This is a genomic window from Penaeicola halotolerans (genome assembly GCF_016464625.1).
Taxonomy (GTDB): Bacteria; Bacteroidota; Bacteroidia; order Cytophagales; family Cyclobacteriaceae; genus Penaeicola; species Penaeicola halotolerans.
The window spans coordinates 398973-414111 of record NZ_JAEAGO010000002.1 but is presented as its reverse complement, the minus strand read 5'-3'; the positions used below and the strand labels follow the sequence as shown (position 1 = coordinate 414111).

12 protein-coding genes are annotated in these 15139 nt (G+C 41.6%); 9 read left to right on the top strand and 3 right to left on the bottom strand.

What is annotated here, in order from left to right; genetic code table 11:
• The first annotated feature begins 35 nt into the window (after nucleotides 1-35).
• Nucleotides 36-3395 carry a transcription-repair coupling factor gene (mfd, locus tag I5349_RS06100; protein ID WP_226389856.1) on the top strand — a complete coding sequence of 1120 codons (3360 nt, stop codon included), beginning with the start codon at nucleotides 36-38 and terminating at the stop codon, nucleotides 3393-3395.
• 93 nt (nucleotides 3396-3488) lie between these two features.
• A complete protein-coding gene (gene gldJ, locus I5349_RS06095) occupies nucleotides 3489-4769 on the top strand; it encodes a gliding motility lipoprotein GldJ (RefSeq protein WP_498366192.1) in 1281 nt (426 codons plus the stop codon).
• Nucleotides 4770-4818: 49 nt separating this feature from the next.
• Here gldJ and I5349_RS06090 read toward each other — a convergent pair whose 3' ends face one another.
• Nucleotides 4819-5361: a prephenate dehydratase domain-containing protein gene (locus I5349_RS06090; RefSeq protein ID WP_226389854.1), complete on the bottom strand. Its 543-nt coding sequence runs from the start codon at nucleotides 5359-5361 to the stop codon at nucleotides 4819-4821.
• Between the two features lie 183 nt (nucleotides 5362-5544).
• Here I5349_RS06090 and glyA point away from each other — a divergent pair, with 183 nt between their 5' ends.
• The 3 genes from glyA to rpiB are packed head-to-tail and all read left to right on the top strand — an operon-like array spanning nucleotide 5545 to nucleotide 8118.
• Nucleotides 5545-6813, top strand: a complete 1269-nt coding sequence (gene glyA, locus I5349_RS06085) for a serine hydroxymethyltransferase (protein ID WP_226389853.1) — start codon at nucleotides 5545-5547, stop codon at nucleotides 6811-6813.
• Nucleotides 6814-6869: 56 nt separating this feature from the next.
• Entirely contained in the window at nucleotides 6870-7658 is a 789-nt protein-coding gene (gene tatC / locus I5349_RS06080; protein ID WP_226390151.1) for a twin-arginine translocase subunit TatC, read from the top strand.
• 31 nt (nucleotides 7659-7689) lie between these two features.
• The gene (gene rpiB, locus I5349_RS06075; RefSeq protein ID WP_226389852.1) at nucleotides 7690-8118 is read left to right on the top strand and encodes a ribose 5-phosphate isomerase B; all 429 of its coding nucleotides are present in this window, start codon (nucleotides 7690-7692) and stop codon (nucleotides 8116-8118) included.
• On the opposite strand, the gene I5349_RS06070 is transcribed toward rpiB, so the two are convergent.
• On the bottom strand, nucleotides 8115-9497 hold the full coding sequence (locus I5349_RS06070; protein ID WP_226389851.1) for a glycosyltransferase family protein: 1383 nt from the start codon (nucleotides 9495-9497) through the stop codon (nucleotides 8115-8117). The genes rpiB and I5349_RS06070 overlap by 4 nt on opposite strands.
• Before the next feature lie 133 nt (nucleotides 9498-9630).
• Here I5349_RS06070 and rbfA point away from each other — a divergent pair, with 133 nt between their 5' ends.
• From rbfA to I5349_RS06055, 3 genes are all read left to right on the top strand, one after another.
• Nucleotides 9631-10014 (top strand): 30S ribosome-binding factor RbfA, encoded by a 384-nt coding sequence (gene rbfA / locus I5349_RS06065; RefSeq protein WP_226389850.1) that lies wholly within the window; start codon nucleotides 9631-9633, stop codon nucleotides 10012-10014.
• A 10-nt stretch (nucleotides 10015-10024) separates the two neighbouring features.
• The gene (locus I5349_RS06060) at nucleotides 10025-11251 is read left to right on the top strand and encodes an ABC transporter permease (RefSeq protein WP_226389849.1); all 1227 of its coding nucleotides are present in this window, start codon (nucleotides 10025-10027) and stop codon (nucleotides 11249-11251) included.
• Between the two features lie 103 nt (nucleotides 11252-11354).
• Nucleotides 11355-14291 carry a DEAD/DEAH box helicase gene (locus tag I5349_RS06055; RefSeq protein WP_226389848.1) on the top strand — a complete coding sequence of 979 codons (2937 nt, stop codon included), beginning with the start codon at nucleotides 11355-11357 and terminating at the stop codon, nucleotides 14289-14291.
• Nucleotides 14292-14297: 6 nt separating this feature from the next.
• Here I5349_RS06055 and I5349_RS06050 read toward each other — a convergent pair whose 3' ends face one another.
• Nucleotides 14298-14693, bottom strand: a complete 396-nt coding sequence (locus I5349_RS06050; RefSeq protein WP_226389847.1) for an META domain-containing protein — start codon at nucleotides 14691-14693, stop codon at nucleotides 14298-14300.
• Nucleotides 14694-14829: 136 nt separating this feature from the next.
• On the opposite strand from I5349_RS06050, the gene I5349_RS06045 reads away from it, so the two are divergent.
• The gene (locus I5349_RS06045) at nucleotides 14830-15123 is read left to right on the top strand and encodes a winged helix-turn-helix domain-containing protein (RefSeq protein ID WP_226389846.1); all 294 of its coding nucleotides are present in this window, start codon (nucleotides 14830-14832) and stop codon (nucleotides 15121-15123) included.
• Nucleotides 15124-15139: the final 16 nt, after the last annotated feature.

Genomic DNA, 15139 nt, shown 5'->3' with positions numbered 1-15139 from the left:
TTTAAATTTGCCACTCAATTTACCAATCATAAAGTTTGAACGCTCAGGATTTTATCTCACTATACACTGCTGATGGTCTGATCCGAACCATCGCTGAGAAGCTCAAAACCTCTTCTATCAAATCCGCACAACTCAAAGGACTTTCGGGAAGTCTAGATGCTGTGCTTACAGCTGCTGTCTACACTTTGAACGAAGGCTTCCACCTCATCATCTGTCGGGACAAAGAAGAAGCGGCTTATTTTGTCTATGACTTGCAGCAGTTATTTGGACGAGAAAAAACAATCCATCTATTTCCTAGCTCATATAAGCGCGCCTATCAAACCGAGGAAATAGACAATGCTAACATCCTGATGCGAGCAGAGATCCTCAGCCAAATCAGTGGAAACAAAGTACAAAATCAGCTCATCGTCACTTATCCTGAAGCACTGACTGAGAAAGTGATCAACAAAAAAGCCCTAACCGCTAATACTTTCAAGGCACACAAGGGAGAAAAAGTTGATATCGAATTTTTAGCTGAACTCCTCAATAGCTATGACTTCGAGAAAACTGACTTTGTCTATGAGCCCGGACAGTTTGCAGTCAGAGGAGGGATCATCGATGTCTTTTCTTATGCTACTGATCAGCCATACCGTATGGAGCTTTTTGGTAAAGAAATAGAAAGCATCCGCCTATTTGATGCTGACACACAGTTATCGAGCGATGAAGTAGCAGAGATCAGCATCATCCCCAATGTTCAAACTAAGCTGCTACACGAAGTCAGACAGTCGTTTTTGGACTTTTTACCGAGCGATGCCATCATCTGGCACAAAGATCTCGAGCTCCTACATGATGTACTCAACACCTCTTTTGAAAAAGCAGAAGATCGCTTTGAAGAGATCTCAGAGAAAAAAACCAAAAAGGCCATTGTACTCGAGCCTAGTGCACTCTTTGAAACAGCTAAAACTTTTCAAAAAGGGGCTGATAACTTCAAGCAAGTTCAGTTTGGTAATAAGTTCATTGGAAAAGCAGACTTTATTCACCAGTTCGAGGCGCAGCCTCAGCCTTCTTTTAATAAAAATTTTCAGCTACTGGTAGAAAACCTACTAGAAAATGAACGCAAGTCCTTCACCAACATCTTGCTATCCGACTCCGAGAAGCAGATCGAAAGGCTCCTCACCATATTCGAAGAGTTAGATCCGACTCTTCAAGTGCAGACGCTAGGGATTGCTCTCAGAGAAGGTTTTGTAGATAAACAGCTCAAGCTCGTCTGCTACACAGACCATCAATTGTTTGAGCGATTCCACAGATATCAAGTCAAAGAGCGTGCGAGTAAGTCCAAGGCACTCACACTCAAAGAACTCAAAACCCTACAGCCTGGAGACTATATCACGCATGTAGACTATGGAGTAGGGAGATTTGCTGGGCTGGAAAAAGTAGACGTAGGAGGCAAAATGCAAGAAGCACTACGCATCATCTACAGAGATGATGACCTACTCTATGTAAACATTCACGCCCTACACAAGATCAGTAAGTACTCTGGCAAAGAAGGCACTCCTCCAGCCATGAGTAAGTTAGGTTCTGCCGACTGGGATAATAAAAAGCGCAAAGTTAAAAAACAGGTTCAGGACATCGCCAAAGACCTGATCAGTCTCTATGCTAAGAGAAAGGCCTCTCCTGGTTTTGCATTTACTGCGGATGGCTTCTTGCAAGCAGAGCTAGAATCTTCCTTTTTATATGAAGACACACCAGATCAAGCCAAGGCTACAGCAGATGTTAAGGCTGATATGGAAAAAAACTATCCTATGGATAGGCTTGTCTGTGGAGACGTTGGCTTTGGCAAGACGGAAGTAGCCATTCGTGCCGCTTTCAAAGCGGTCAATGATCGAAAACAGGCTGCAGTGCTCGTGCCTACGACTATCCTGGCCATGCAGCACTTCCGTACTTTTAGTGAGCGCCTAGCTAACTTCCCTGTAGTAGTGGAATACATCAATCGCTTCAAATCAGCCAAGCAAATCAGAGAAATACTCAAAAGAGTAGCAGATGGACAGGTGGACATCCTAGTAGGTACACATCGCATAGTCAATAAAGATGTACAGTTTAAAGACCTAGGTATCCTCATCATCGATGAAGAGCAGAAGTTCGGTGTAAAAGTAAAAGACCGACTCAAAGAAATGCGGGTAAATGTGGATGTGCTAACCTTGACAGCCACGCCTATTCCGCGCACGCTACATTTTTCTCTCATGGGCGCGCGGGACCTCAGCGTGATTGCCACCCCACCACCTAATAGACAGCCTGTGACCACAGAAATCCATACTTTTGATGAGACGATCATCAGAGATGCGATCTCTTTTGAGTTGAGGAGAGGCGGCCAAGTATTCTTTGTACACAATAGAATCAGCGATATCGAAGCGATCGGAAATCTCATCCTGCGCATGGTGCCAGATGCCCGCATAGCAGTAGCTCATGGGCAGATGGATGGGGCTAAGCTAGAAAATATCATGGTCAAATTCATAGAAGGCGAATATGATGTGCTAGTCTCGACAAACATCATCGAGTCTGGACTTGATATCCCAAATGCCAACACAATCATGATCAACAGGGCTCATATGTTTGGCCTCTCTGATCTCCATCAAATGCGGGGTCGGGTTGGTAGAAGCAACAAAAAAGCTTTCTGCTACTTGCTCACGCAGCCAACCTCGGTCCTCACCATAGAAGCACGCAAGCGACTACAGACGCTAGAAGAGTTCTCTGATCTAGGTGATGGCTTCAAAGTAGCTATGAGAGACTTAGACATCCGTGGTGCAGGTAATATGCTTGGAGCAGAGCAAAGCGGCTTTATTACAGATATTGGATTTGACATGTATCATAAGATTCTAGACGAGGCGATCACCGAACTGAAGGAGAACGAGTTTGCGTATCTCTTTGAGCAAGATTTAAAGGAGAAAACAAAGATCTTAGTACAAGACTGTGTGATAGAGACTGATCTAGAGATATTGATCCCAGAGTCTTATGTATCCAATATCTCTGAGCGATTGAGCCTATACTCAAAGCTAGACAACATCAAAACGGAGGATGAAATTACCAAGTTTATCACTACTTTAAAAGATAGATTTGGACCTTTGCCAGATGTGGTACAAGACTTGATAGAGACCGTGAGACTGAGATGGGTAGCTGAGCAATTAGGCTTTGAAAAACTGTCTATTAAAAATGAAATGATGAAGTGCTATGTCCTCGGCCAAGAAAATGAAGCTTATTTTAAATCGGAGACATTTAACAAAATCATCAAATACGTCTCAGCACATGCAAGGCATAGTAAAATAAAAGAACACAAGAAGCGTTTAATCATCAGCTTTGAGCGAGTAAACACTGTAAATCAGGCCATTTCCATCGCAAGGGAAATGTTAAATTATAACTAATTTTGATTAATTTTGACCTTTAGCTGCTATCATTGATTGTGTTATCATAAACATAATTCTATATTAGCAACTTGAATTGAACCTTAAATTGTCATGAAAATGAGCTCGACTCGCAATTCAATTAAAACCGGATTTTTATTTGTCCTAGTGGCATCTATGATGACGGGTTGTTTTTTAAAGAAGGATAATATCCGAACTGCTAGTAATCCAGGTGGATATAGTGCTTCTACAGGTGCTAGATATGACCTAAGCGGTAGAGATTCTTCGCTTTTTCAAGTATCAAGAGTAGCTGGTGAAGTAGTAGGTCCTAAGTTGATTTACATACAAGGTGGTCGTACAGTACTTGGAGCACAAGAATCTGATGTCATGGGCCTCAGAGATAACGTAGAACGTACAGTCACAGTAGCTTCATTTTATATGGATGAGACTGAAGTGACTAATATTGACTACAGAGAATTTCTCAATGATCTCAAAAAAATTAATGATAAGCTCTACAGAGACAATCTTCCTGATACTAACGTATGGAGATCTCCGCTGTCTTTCAATGACATGTATGTAGAGTACTACTTCAGACATCCAGGTTTTAACTTCTATCCAGTAGTGGGTGTATCATGGGCTAAAGCAGTGGACTACAGCAAGTGGAGAACAAAGAAAGTATTTGAAGTGATGAATGAAGGTTCTGGTGGAAGAGGCCGAAGAGGTGGGCCTGATACCACTGCTACAGCCGCAGTAGACCCTACCGATCCTTTTGCCATGCCAAATAAATTTCAACTCATCGAGCAAGGTCTCGTATTACCTGAGTACAGATTACCTACTGAGTCAGAGTGGGAATATGCTGCCAAAGGTATGATCGGTACGCAGTACCTCGAAGAAAATCAAGAGTATGGACGTATCTATCCTTGGGATGGTAGAGGCCTTAGAAATCCATACACTATCAACAAGAAAAACAAGCAAGGTGACTTCCTAGCCAACTTTAAAAGAGGTCGAGGTGACTACGGTGGTATAGCTGGTGGCATCACCAATGATGGAGAGATCATCCCTGACAACGTATACAAGTTTATGCCAAACGACTTCGGTCTTTACAATATGGCTGGAAACGTAAATGAGTGGGTATATGATACCTACCGTCCACTTTCATTCCAAGACTTTGATGATCTCAACCCTGTCAGAAGAGACGGTAGAAGAGACGTACAAGGAGACTATACAGGTAGAATGACCATCAGTGATGACTCTAAAGTGTACAAAGGTGGAGGCTGGTCAGATGTTGCTTATTGGCTAGCACCTGGTACTAGAAGGTATATGCACAGAGATTCAGCTACGGCTACGATTGGATTCCGTTGCGCGATGATCGCAGTAGGAGGAGAGGGTAAATAAGCTTTCAACGAACTAGAAATATAAAGCCGGACGATGAGTTCGGCTTTTTTTATGTAGAGCGGATGAGGATAAAGGTTGTTTGATTATCCTGATTGTTTTGAATATCTTTTGCTAATACGCTAAGGCCATAAGTATTAGCTGCTAGCTCTGAGCATATCGCAGCCGTATGACGATTTTCAGTAGCTAGTTTAGCGCCCTCTGAAGTTGAGTTTACTTTAGTCAATTTTACATGAGGGTAATTCACCTTTAAAAAAACACTGCACTGTTCAAAAGCGATATCCTTGGAATAGATCTCTTCTACGGGTTCAGCAGCATTTGCTGCCAAACAAAGCGAAACCTTCAGTACATGTGAGCTCTCGATCTCGACCATAGGATACCGCTGTAGAAGCGCTACGGTCTCACTGACATCTCCTGCTAGTGAATTTCTCAAGGGTACTACTGCATACGTATCTTTTTGCTTGTCTAGCAATTCAAATATCTCCTCTATAGAACCCGCTTCTCTGAGATGTGCTTTAGGCATCAGCCGCTTGGCCGCTTGCTGGGTAAAACTCCCCTGAGGCCCTAAAAATAAAGTCAGTGATGTGCCTTTCATAAAGCAAAGATAAAATATTCATTTCATATCTTGACCAAAGCTTTGACCTTATGAAAATCTCGTAATCCAGAGCCGCTAATAAGTACATTTCCAATTGGATAATAAGTGCCTTTAACTTAATTTTGAAGCCATGTGCCAAAAGGATATAATCACACTTTGGCTCCCATCAGAAAATCCAAAAGCATGAAGAGAGACCAAGTAATCTTCGACCTCATCAAGAAGGAAGAGCATAGACAAACATACGGTATAGAATTGATCGCCTCAGAAAACTTCACTTCAAAACAAGTGATGGAGGCAGCTGGTAGTGTGCTGACAAATAAATATGCGGAGGGCCTACCTGGCAAACGCTACTATGGTGGATGCGAAGTAGTCGATGAGATAGAACAACTAGCTATTGACAGAGCCAAAAGACTTTTTGGTGCTTCTTGGGCCAATGTACAGCCACACTCTGGCGCACAAGCCAATGCCGCTGTATTTTTAGCCTGTCTTAATGCTGGTGATAGAATCCTTGGCTTTGACTTAGCACATGGCGGTCACCTCACACACGGATCACCTGTCAACTTCTCTGGTAAGTTATATGAGCCACACTTCTATGGTGTGGAGAAAGAAACTGGTCTTATCGATTGGGATAAGGTAGTAGAAAAAGCAAAAGCAATCAAACCAAAGCTTATCATCTGTGGTGCTTCTGCCTATAGTAGAGATTGGGATTATGAGAGACTAAGAGAAGCCGCTGATGCCGTAGGTGCTCTATTGCTAGCAGACATATCTCATCCATCAGGACTGATCGCTAGAGGCTTGCTAAACGATCCGTTAGAATTTTGTCATATCGTCACGACTACCACGCATAAAACCCTTCGCGGGCCAAGAGGTGGTTTGATCATGATGGGCGAAGATTTCGAAAATCCATTTGGTCTCAAGACACCAAAAGGTGAAGTACGCATGATGTCCTCACTTTTAGACTCTGCTGTATTCCCTGGTACACAAGGTGGCCCTCTGGAGCACATCATCGCTGCCAAAGCGATTGCTTTCGAAGAAGCTTACTCAGATGAATACATGGAGTATATCTTGCAAGTACAGAAAAACGCTCAAGTAATGGCTAAAGCTTTTATAGACAAAGGCTATGACATCATCTCTGGCGGTACAGATAATCACCTCATGCTCATCGACCTCCGCTCTAAAGGCTGGACAGGTAAGCTCGCTGAAAATACCTTGATCAAGGCTGATATCACTATCAATAAAAACATGGTGCCTTTTGATGATAAGTCTCCATTTGTAACTTCAGGTATGAGGATAGGCACTGCTGCCATCACTACTAGAGGCATGAAAGAATCAGACATGGAGCAGATTGTAAGTTTCATCGACCAGGCTCTGACCAACCATGAAAATGAGCAAGCCTTAGCTTCGCTTAAATCAGAAGTAAACAAGTGGATGACACAGTTTCCACTATACTAATAAACTAAGTTACCTTGCCAGCAGCAGATCAATTACATGATGAGGACGAAAAGGAAATGTCCTTTTTGGACCACTTAGAAGAACTCAGGTGGCATATCGTCAGATCAGCGATTGCGATTGTAGTCATTGCGATCGCTGCTTTCTTGTTGGTGGATTTTGTATGGGGAGTGGTCATCTTAGGTCCCTCTAAGATCGACTTTATTACCTATCAGTATCTATGTGATTTAGCGGTGAAGCTAGAGACTCCTGCGCTCTGCATCAGTGAGTTATCTTTCGAGATCCAAAGCCGAGATATGACAGGGCAATTCACCATGCATATCCTTACCTCTGTAGTTCTTGGATTTGTTTTGGCCTTTCCTTATGTGTTTTGGGAAATTTGGCGATTTGTCAGTCCTGGATTATATCCAAAAGAGCGTAATGCCGCCAGAGGAGCTACTTTTTTTGTGAGTTTACTCTTTTTGTCAGGCGTGCTTTTCGGCTATTTCATAGTAGCACCTCTTTCTATCAACTTCCTAGGAAACTACAAGGTAGATGCTGCCATACTCAATGAGTTTGACATCATATCCTATGTCAATACCCTTACTATGCTGGTACTTGCTTGCGGACTAATGTTTCAGCTGCCGATCGTGGTATACTTCTTAGCCAAGTCGGGCTTGATTACTGACGTCACGATGAAAACTTATAGAAAGCACTCTATTGTAGTTATCTTGATTGTTTCTGCCATCATCACCCCGCCAGATGTGATCAGCCAACTCCTGATTTCATTTCCGATGATGTTCTTATATGAAGTAGGTATCTTTGTAGCCAGATTCGTCTCTCGAAAAAGAAAAGAAGATTTAGCTTAGACAAATAGTATTCATCTAACAGCCAAAACAAATGAAAATAGCCATAGGAGGAGATCATGCGGGATTTTTGTACAAAAAAGACCTCATCAACTATCTCAAATCAAAAGGTCATGAAGTCAGAGACTTTGGTACTGACTCAGAAGCTTCAGTAGATTATCCGGACTACATACACCCACTTTGTATCGCTTTGGAAAAAGGCGAACATGACCTAGGGATCATCATCTGCGGTAGTGGCAATGGCGTAGCTATCACCGCCAATAAGCATCAAAAAATCAGGGCTGCCATCTGCTGGAATGAAGAACTTGCTGCGCTCGCTCGTCAGCATAATGACGCCAATATCATTAGTATCCCCGCTAGATTTGTGAGTTATGAGATGGCTGAGAAAATGGTTGAAACATTCCTCACCACAGATTTTGAAGGAGGTAGACATCAAAAGCGTGTGGATAAAATCCCTTGCTAATCCTTTTTTAACAAATATACATCAGCTGTTGTCAAAGATCGCTGATACCTTTCGTTTAGCAGAGGAATACTCTCTCTAAGCTTTGGGAAAAGCCCTTTTTCATCAATCACTACTTCTGGCATATCCGCCTCAAAAGCTGCTATGATCGCCAGTAAGTTTTTTACATCTTGGGTATCATTTAGTAGCTGTCTCGTAAGTCTATACTCTAAATATGGAGTAGCCAATTTGGCATTTTGATAATAATTGAGATCCTCTCCGATGACCAAGATTTTCTTGCCAGCATACCGTTGATATTTCTCATCTATTGACACAAAAAAACTACTGATAGATGCGTCATCAAACTCTCTAAAAAAGACAAACTTGGAAAAGTAAAAATTACCCAACATGCCCAGTACAAAGAGATAAAAAGCAATGCTACTGAAGAGCTTTCTTTTGATATTTAATAAAAAATTGGTGATGAAAAAAGCTACAGCAGGCAGCATCAATATAAACTGATAAGGGGTCTTCTTATTGGCCAAAAAGACACTAAGCGCCATCGCTAGCATAAACATCAAAAAAATCTGCTTCTGTTTTTGTTGATTTACCGTGCCTCTAGCACTAAATAGCGTGCTGAATAAACCTAAAAACAAATAGATCGTTGGTAGACCAAAGATGAATAGGAAAAGGTCTAAAGTGACGTATTCATAAGCATTGATCGTCAGTGAACCAATCAGAAAGTAATTGGCATATTCCTCAAAGCCGTCTATCCAGTAATAGTACAACCCTGCAACAAATAGTGGCTGAATGAAACTAGCTATAAAAAGCAGGTAGTACTGCAAGCCATTGCCTGTGTAGAACAAATAAGATAAGATAACTACCAAGAGCAATACCCCCGCAGGTAGATAAAAAAGGGTAGCTATACCCAAGAGCAAGCCTGAAATAAGCACATTGTAGTGACTAGCCCGGTTGGTCTGAATGATCTCTAACAAGTAATCCAATACCAATATGACCAGTGTCAAACTCATAAAAGCTGGCGATAGCATCAAAAAATCAAAAGAGACAAAGTACAATAGAGTCAAGACCAGTGCGGGCACATAGGTGTTTTCACTCAGCGATTTATACTTGATCAAAAGATTATTAAAAGTAACGATCTGTATAGCGGCTATCAAAATAGCTAGCAAGTGATAAGCCACTACAGACTTGCCAAAGAGCGTATAAAGTATCCAGTAAACCGTAGCAGAAAGTGGCGCGATATCATCTACTAGACCTGTATAAAGATGATGTCCATCGCTCATTCGCTCACCGATCACTAGCCAGTTAAGTTCAGGGATGCTTAGCGGTACACCAAGCCATAGGATAAGCCCTCTCGATATACATAAGATCAGAAATATCAAGATCAATCTGAAAGGGTCGTTGATTCTAAAAAAACGTAACAAAATGGCGTGTGAGAAAGGTGGACAAAGGAACTCAATCAGCACGAAATTAAAGCTTTGACAAGAATTTCACTAAAAAATATGCAATATTTGCAAGACAATGGAAAGTACAAGACAACAGAAATACGCCAAACTGCTCCAAAAAGAATTAGGAGAAATCTTACAAAAAGAGATGAGCAATGCCTTTGGTAAGGTATTGATCACTGTAAAAGATACTAAAGTGAGTCCAGATCTTAGCTTTGCTAAGTTTTACTTGAGTTTTTTGCCTAGTGATAAATCCGCAGAGACGATGACTGCTCTCGGTGAGCGCAAATCAGAAATCAGAAAGCATCTAGGTCTTCGTATAGGTAAGCAAGTGCGCATCGTACCGAGCTTCGCTTTCTTCTTAGATGACTCTGGAGAGTATGCAGACCATATCGAAAAACTCCTAGCGGGGCTTGACATTCCTCCAGCCCCTGAGGAAGACGAAGAGGAGGAAGACTAATATTTCTGCCTTGAATTTTACCTATTTCATAGCTAACCGATACTTTCTCTCCAAAAAGAAGAGAAACTTCATCAGTATCCTCACACTTATCTCCATGGTAGGTGTAGCGGTGGGGACGATGGCGCTGATCATCGTATTGTCGGTTTTTAATGGAATAGAGACCAGCATCAAGACCATGTACAGTGCCTTCGATGCGCCTATCAAGATCAGCCCAGCAGTAGGCAAATCATTCCTCTATACAGATTCGCTTAAATCTAAGATCAAAGCCATTGAAGGCGTCTCATCTGTGGCAGAAGTCATCGAAGACAACGCACTCTTCAAATACAATAACGCTCAAGTAGTCGCTACACTCAAAGGAGTCTCTGAGGAGTTTATCCAGCAAGAAAGGCTAAAAAACGGTATCTTCATCGGAAAATATGCCCTTCAGTCTGGCAATAAAGAATATGCGATCATGGGCAGAGGCATCTTTTACAGACTAGGGGCTGAGCTTGACAATGACTTTAGTGTCCTGCAGGTCTTCTATCCAAAAGCCACAGCTAGGGCTGGTAGCATCGATCCTAGTACGCTCTATGAGGTGAGCAGTATCAAACCAAACGCCTTTTTTGCACTAGAAAAAGAAATTGATGACAATTATGTAATCGTGCCCATCGCTTTTGCGGAGTCTCTAATGAGCTATGAGGGAAAGCGTACTGCGCTAGAAGTAGAAGTCTCTACAGCATCTAAAATCAAAAGCGTCCAGTCGGCACTTAAATCAGCACTTGGCGCTGAGTTTACCGTACTAAATGCAGACGAACAACACTCCTCTCTACTCAAGGCTATTCAGATCGAAAAACTCTTTGTTTATATTACTTTCAGTTTTATCCTAGCTGTAGCATCTTTCAATATTTTCTTTTCACTATCTATGCTCGGGATAGAAAAGAAAAAAGACGTGGCCATTCTCAAAGCCATGGGCGCCACAGATCAACAGATCAAGCAAATTTTTAGAAAAATAGGAGCCATCATCGCCTTTAGCGGTGCTGCATTAGGTTTGTCGCTAGGCTATTTTATTTGCTACATCCAAGATACTTATGGGCTCGTATCACTAGGTATTCAAAGCTCTCTACTGGATAGCTATCCTGTGAAAATGGAGCTTTTGGACTTTGTTTTCACTTCGCTATCTGTCATCATCATCACCTTAGTAGCTGCATATAGACCTGCGGCTATCGCTGCCAAAGTAGAACCCATCTCGCAGCTATAAGCTTTTTTGATTTTTTTCTCCTGCCATTTCAAATTAATCCTTATTTTGCGGATTGATTTGAGAATTCTTTTTAAAAAATCAGCTTCGATAGCTTACTCACAACATGAACGTTTCTCCGAATAGTCCTTTTCAGATCATCTACTCCATCTTTGACCATGAGTTCTTAGGCTTACTGTTTGAGTCCTTTGTGGTGCAGGTAGATGATAAAGGACGACTCACGCTCATGAATCAAAATATCTCTGCCAAAAATGCTCGTGAATTTGCTGATGGACTAGATGAAAATGACTACAAGCTGATCGAGCTCATGGACTCTATGCAGCAGGATGCTGTTATGAAGCGCTTTTACAATAAAAAAGTACGCCCCAGAGAGTTTTTTGAGAAAATATATGACGAGCAAAAAGGAAATGCCGAGATCAAGGGACTTATAGAGACTTACCTTGAAAACAAACGTGCGATGATCCTCCAGCTCATTGCAGGTAAGCGGCTTTTTGAAATGGGAAACGATGGCAATCCCGCTTGGCGTGAAATTCAGATCATGCCAAAAAAAGCAACCGTACTTTTTCATTTCAGACGAAATGAGGACAACACGCATTATTTCCCAACACTCAAATATGATGATGAGCGTCTAGACTGGCAGTACAAAGGATCATATCTCATCTGCAAAGAGCCCGCTTGGATGGTCATAGAAGGAAAGCTCTATAGCTTCGAAAAAGAAGTTGACGGGAAGAAATTGATTCCATTTTTGAATAAGAAGTTCATCCTAATCCCTCGTACAGTTGAAGAGACCTACTATGCGAAGTTTGTGACTCAGCTAGTCGCCTCCTTCGATGTGTATGCCAAGGGCTTCGATATACAAGTTGAAAGGCATAATCCTCAGCCGATTCTTTCCTTTCAGGATCTTCCAGCAAATAGCAAAAGTTTGTCTCTCTTCGAAGAAAATGTTTCAGCTGAAGATACCAATGATGACCAGATAGTTTTTGATCTGAGCTTCAACTATGGCCGCTTCACCTTCAAGGAATCACAAAAACAGGCGGCATCAGTCAAGTTAGAAAAACTTGAAGATAACTATGTCTTCTACAAGATCGTTAGGGATCAGCTCAAGGAAAAAAGCTATGGGGACTATCTCAAAGAGGTAGGGCTTCCTATCAAAAATACCCGACTTTGCTGGCCTAAAGTAAAGGCATTTTCTTGGCTAAACGATCACAGAGAAGCACTGGAGAAAGCTGGATTTAGGATCAATCAGTCCACTACTGACAAAGGCAAAAAATACTTTCTAGGCAAATCATCTATTGAGATTAAAATCTCTGAAAATATCGATTGGTTTGATGTGCATGCCATCGTGAAATTTGGAGAGTTTGAGATTCCTTTTGAGAAATTGCGAAAACAGCTCGTACAAAATAAACAAGAAGTCCTTCTTCCAAATGGAGAAATTGCAGTGATTCCAGAAGAGTGGTTCACACAGTACAGCGAGATATTCTCATTCCTAGAAAATGCCCCTGACAGCGATAAGCTCATTCTCAAAAAGTATCACTTAGCACTAGCACAAGAACTTAAAGAAGGTAATCTAATCGAGCTTACACTAGATCGTAAGCTAGAAAAACTTCGTGACTTTGAGCAAATCACCGATTACGATATTCCAAAAGGCTTTAAGGGTACGCTCAGAAGCTATCAAAAAGCAGGATATAACTGGCTCAGATTTCTTAAGGAATATAAATTTGGTGGCTGTCTAGCTGATGACATGGGTCTAGGTAAGACCGTGCAAACACTCGCCCTGCTACAGTCTGAGAAAGAACTAAATGAACATAGGCAGGCCTCGCTATTGGTCATGCCAACTTCACTGATCTACAACTGGGAGCTCGAAGCACGTAAGTTTACCCCTGATCTTCGCATACTTGTCTATACAGGTACACATCGTATCAAAGACAGTAAACAGTTTGAAAAATACGACTTGGTACTTACTTCCTATGGTATCGTCAGACTCGATACCGAATTGCTAAGCAAGTTTTATTTCAACTACATCATATTAGATGAATCACAGGCAATCAAAAATCCCGGCTCGATCATCTCTAAGTCTGTCAATCACCTCAAGTCTAAGTTTAGACTGATCCTGACAGGTACTCCTGTGGAGAACACTACGCTGGATCTTTGGTCTCAGATGAACTTCATCAATCCTGGCCTGCTAGGCAATCAGAGTTTCTTTAAAAATCAGTTTCTGCTTCCAATAGAGAAAAAGAGTGACAGTGAAAAAGCTCAAAAGCTACATGCGATCGTCAAGCCATTCATCATGAGGCGACTCAAATCTCAAGTAGCCACTGATCTCCCAGAAAAAGTCTCTCTAGTCAAGTATTCATCTATGACTCCGGAGCAAGAGAGCGCTTATGAAGAAGTGAAGTCCTACTACCGCAATATGATCTTGGAAGGTCTAGAAAAAGAGGGCATGAAAGGTTCTCAATTTATGATCTTAAGAGGTCTAACACAGCTGCGCCAGATAGCCAACCATCCTAAAATGACAGACCCTGATTATACTGGTGGCTCTGGGAAGTTAGAAGATATCACCCATATGCTTGGAGAAACCATCTCCGAAGGACACAAGGTGCTCGTCTTTAGTCAGTTCGTCAAGCACTTAGCCATCGTCAAAGCATACCTTGAAGAGGAGAAGATTCCTTTTGCTTATCTTGATGGTACGACCAAAGATCGCCAGAATCAAGTAGAGCAGTTTCAAAACAATGAGCAGGTCAAAGTATTCCTCATTTCCCTCAAAGCAGGTGGTGTAGGTCTCAACTTGACTAAAGCTGAGTACGTTTTCCTACTTGACCCATGGTGGAATCCTGCAGTGGAAGCGCAAGCGATAGACCGTGCGCATCGTATAGGTCAAGAAAATAAAGTCTTCATATACAAATTCATCACCAAGGATACTGTAGAAGAAAAAATCATGAGCCTGCAAGAGAACAAGCTCCGACTCGCCAACGAACTCGTCAGTACAGAAGAAGGCTTTATGAAAAATCTAACCCAAGATGATATCAAGGCCTTGCTAGACTAAAGCAGCTCATGAAGCTTCAGTCTGACGATATGTGAGCCTCACTACGCCATTTCTATCAAGAAGCATCAGAAAACCTTCAGTCAATCTATATGACTTTACGTTTTGCAATGTGTTTGCTAAGAACTGCTCTTGGGACACTTTATCACAGCCTATGAAAGTGGACCCTACATTTGAAAATGAAATGCCGCCTAAAGTATCGGTAATCTCTACCTTACCAAAAAGCTGATTGCACACTCCAAATGCTCCAAAATAGATAAGGTCTTCATTCGTCCTTTTGTCAAATCTCAAATTTGAATTTGATAAAGCATCCAGTTTTCTACCTTGGATTTGGACAAGCTGCCAAGTATGTGAGAACAACCTATCATCATCAGTGAAATAAAGGTTCTCTCTCTGACATGCCATGAGGCACATACATAATAGTATCCACAAAAAGCTCATATTCTTTTTCATGATATCAAGACGGATGGGTGTTTATTGATGCTACAGCAGCTTAAGAAATATATTTGGTTTATATTATAAACTAATTTATATTTATACCATGAGATACAAAATCTTAAACCCACTGCTTCATGCTCAACTGCGGCTGGGCATCATGTCTATCTTGATGAGTGAATCAGAAGCTGATTTCGTCTATCTGAAAAATGAGCTGGGCGCTAGTTCGGGCAATCTTAGTGTACAGTTGAATAAACTCAAGCAAGCAGGTTACATCTCTTTGATAAAAACTTTCAACGGCAATCTCCCTCAGACAATCGTAAGAATAGAAGAGGCAGGGGTCAGTGCTTTTAGCGAATATCTCTCTGCACTGAAGGATTATTTGATTTACAAGAAATAGATAGTTTATACCGCAA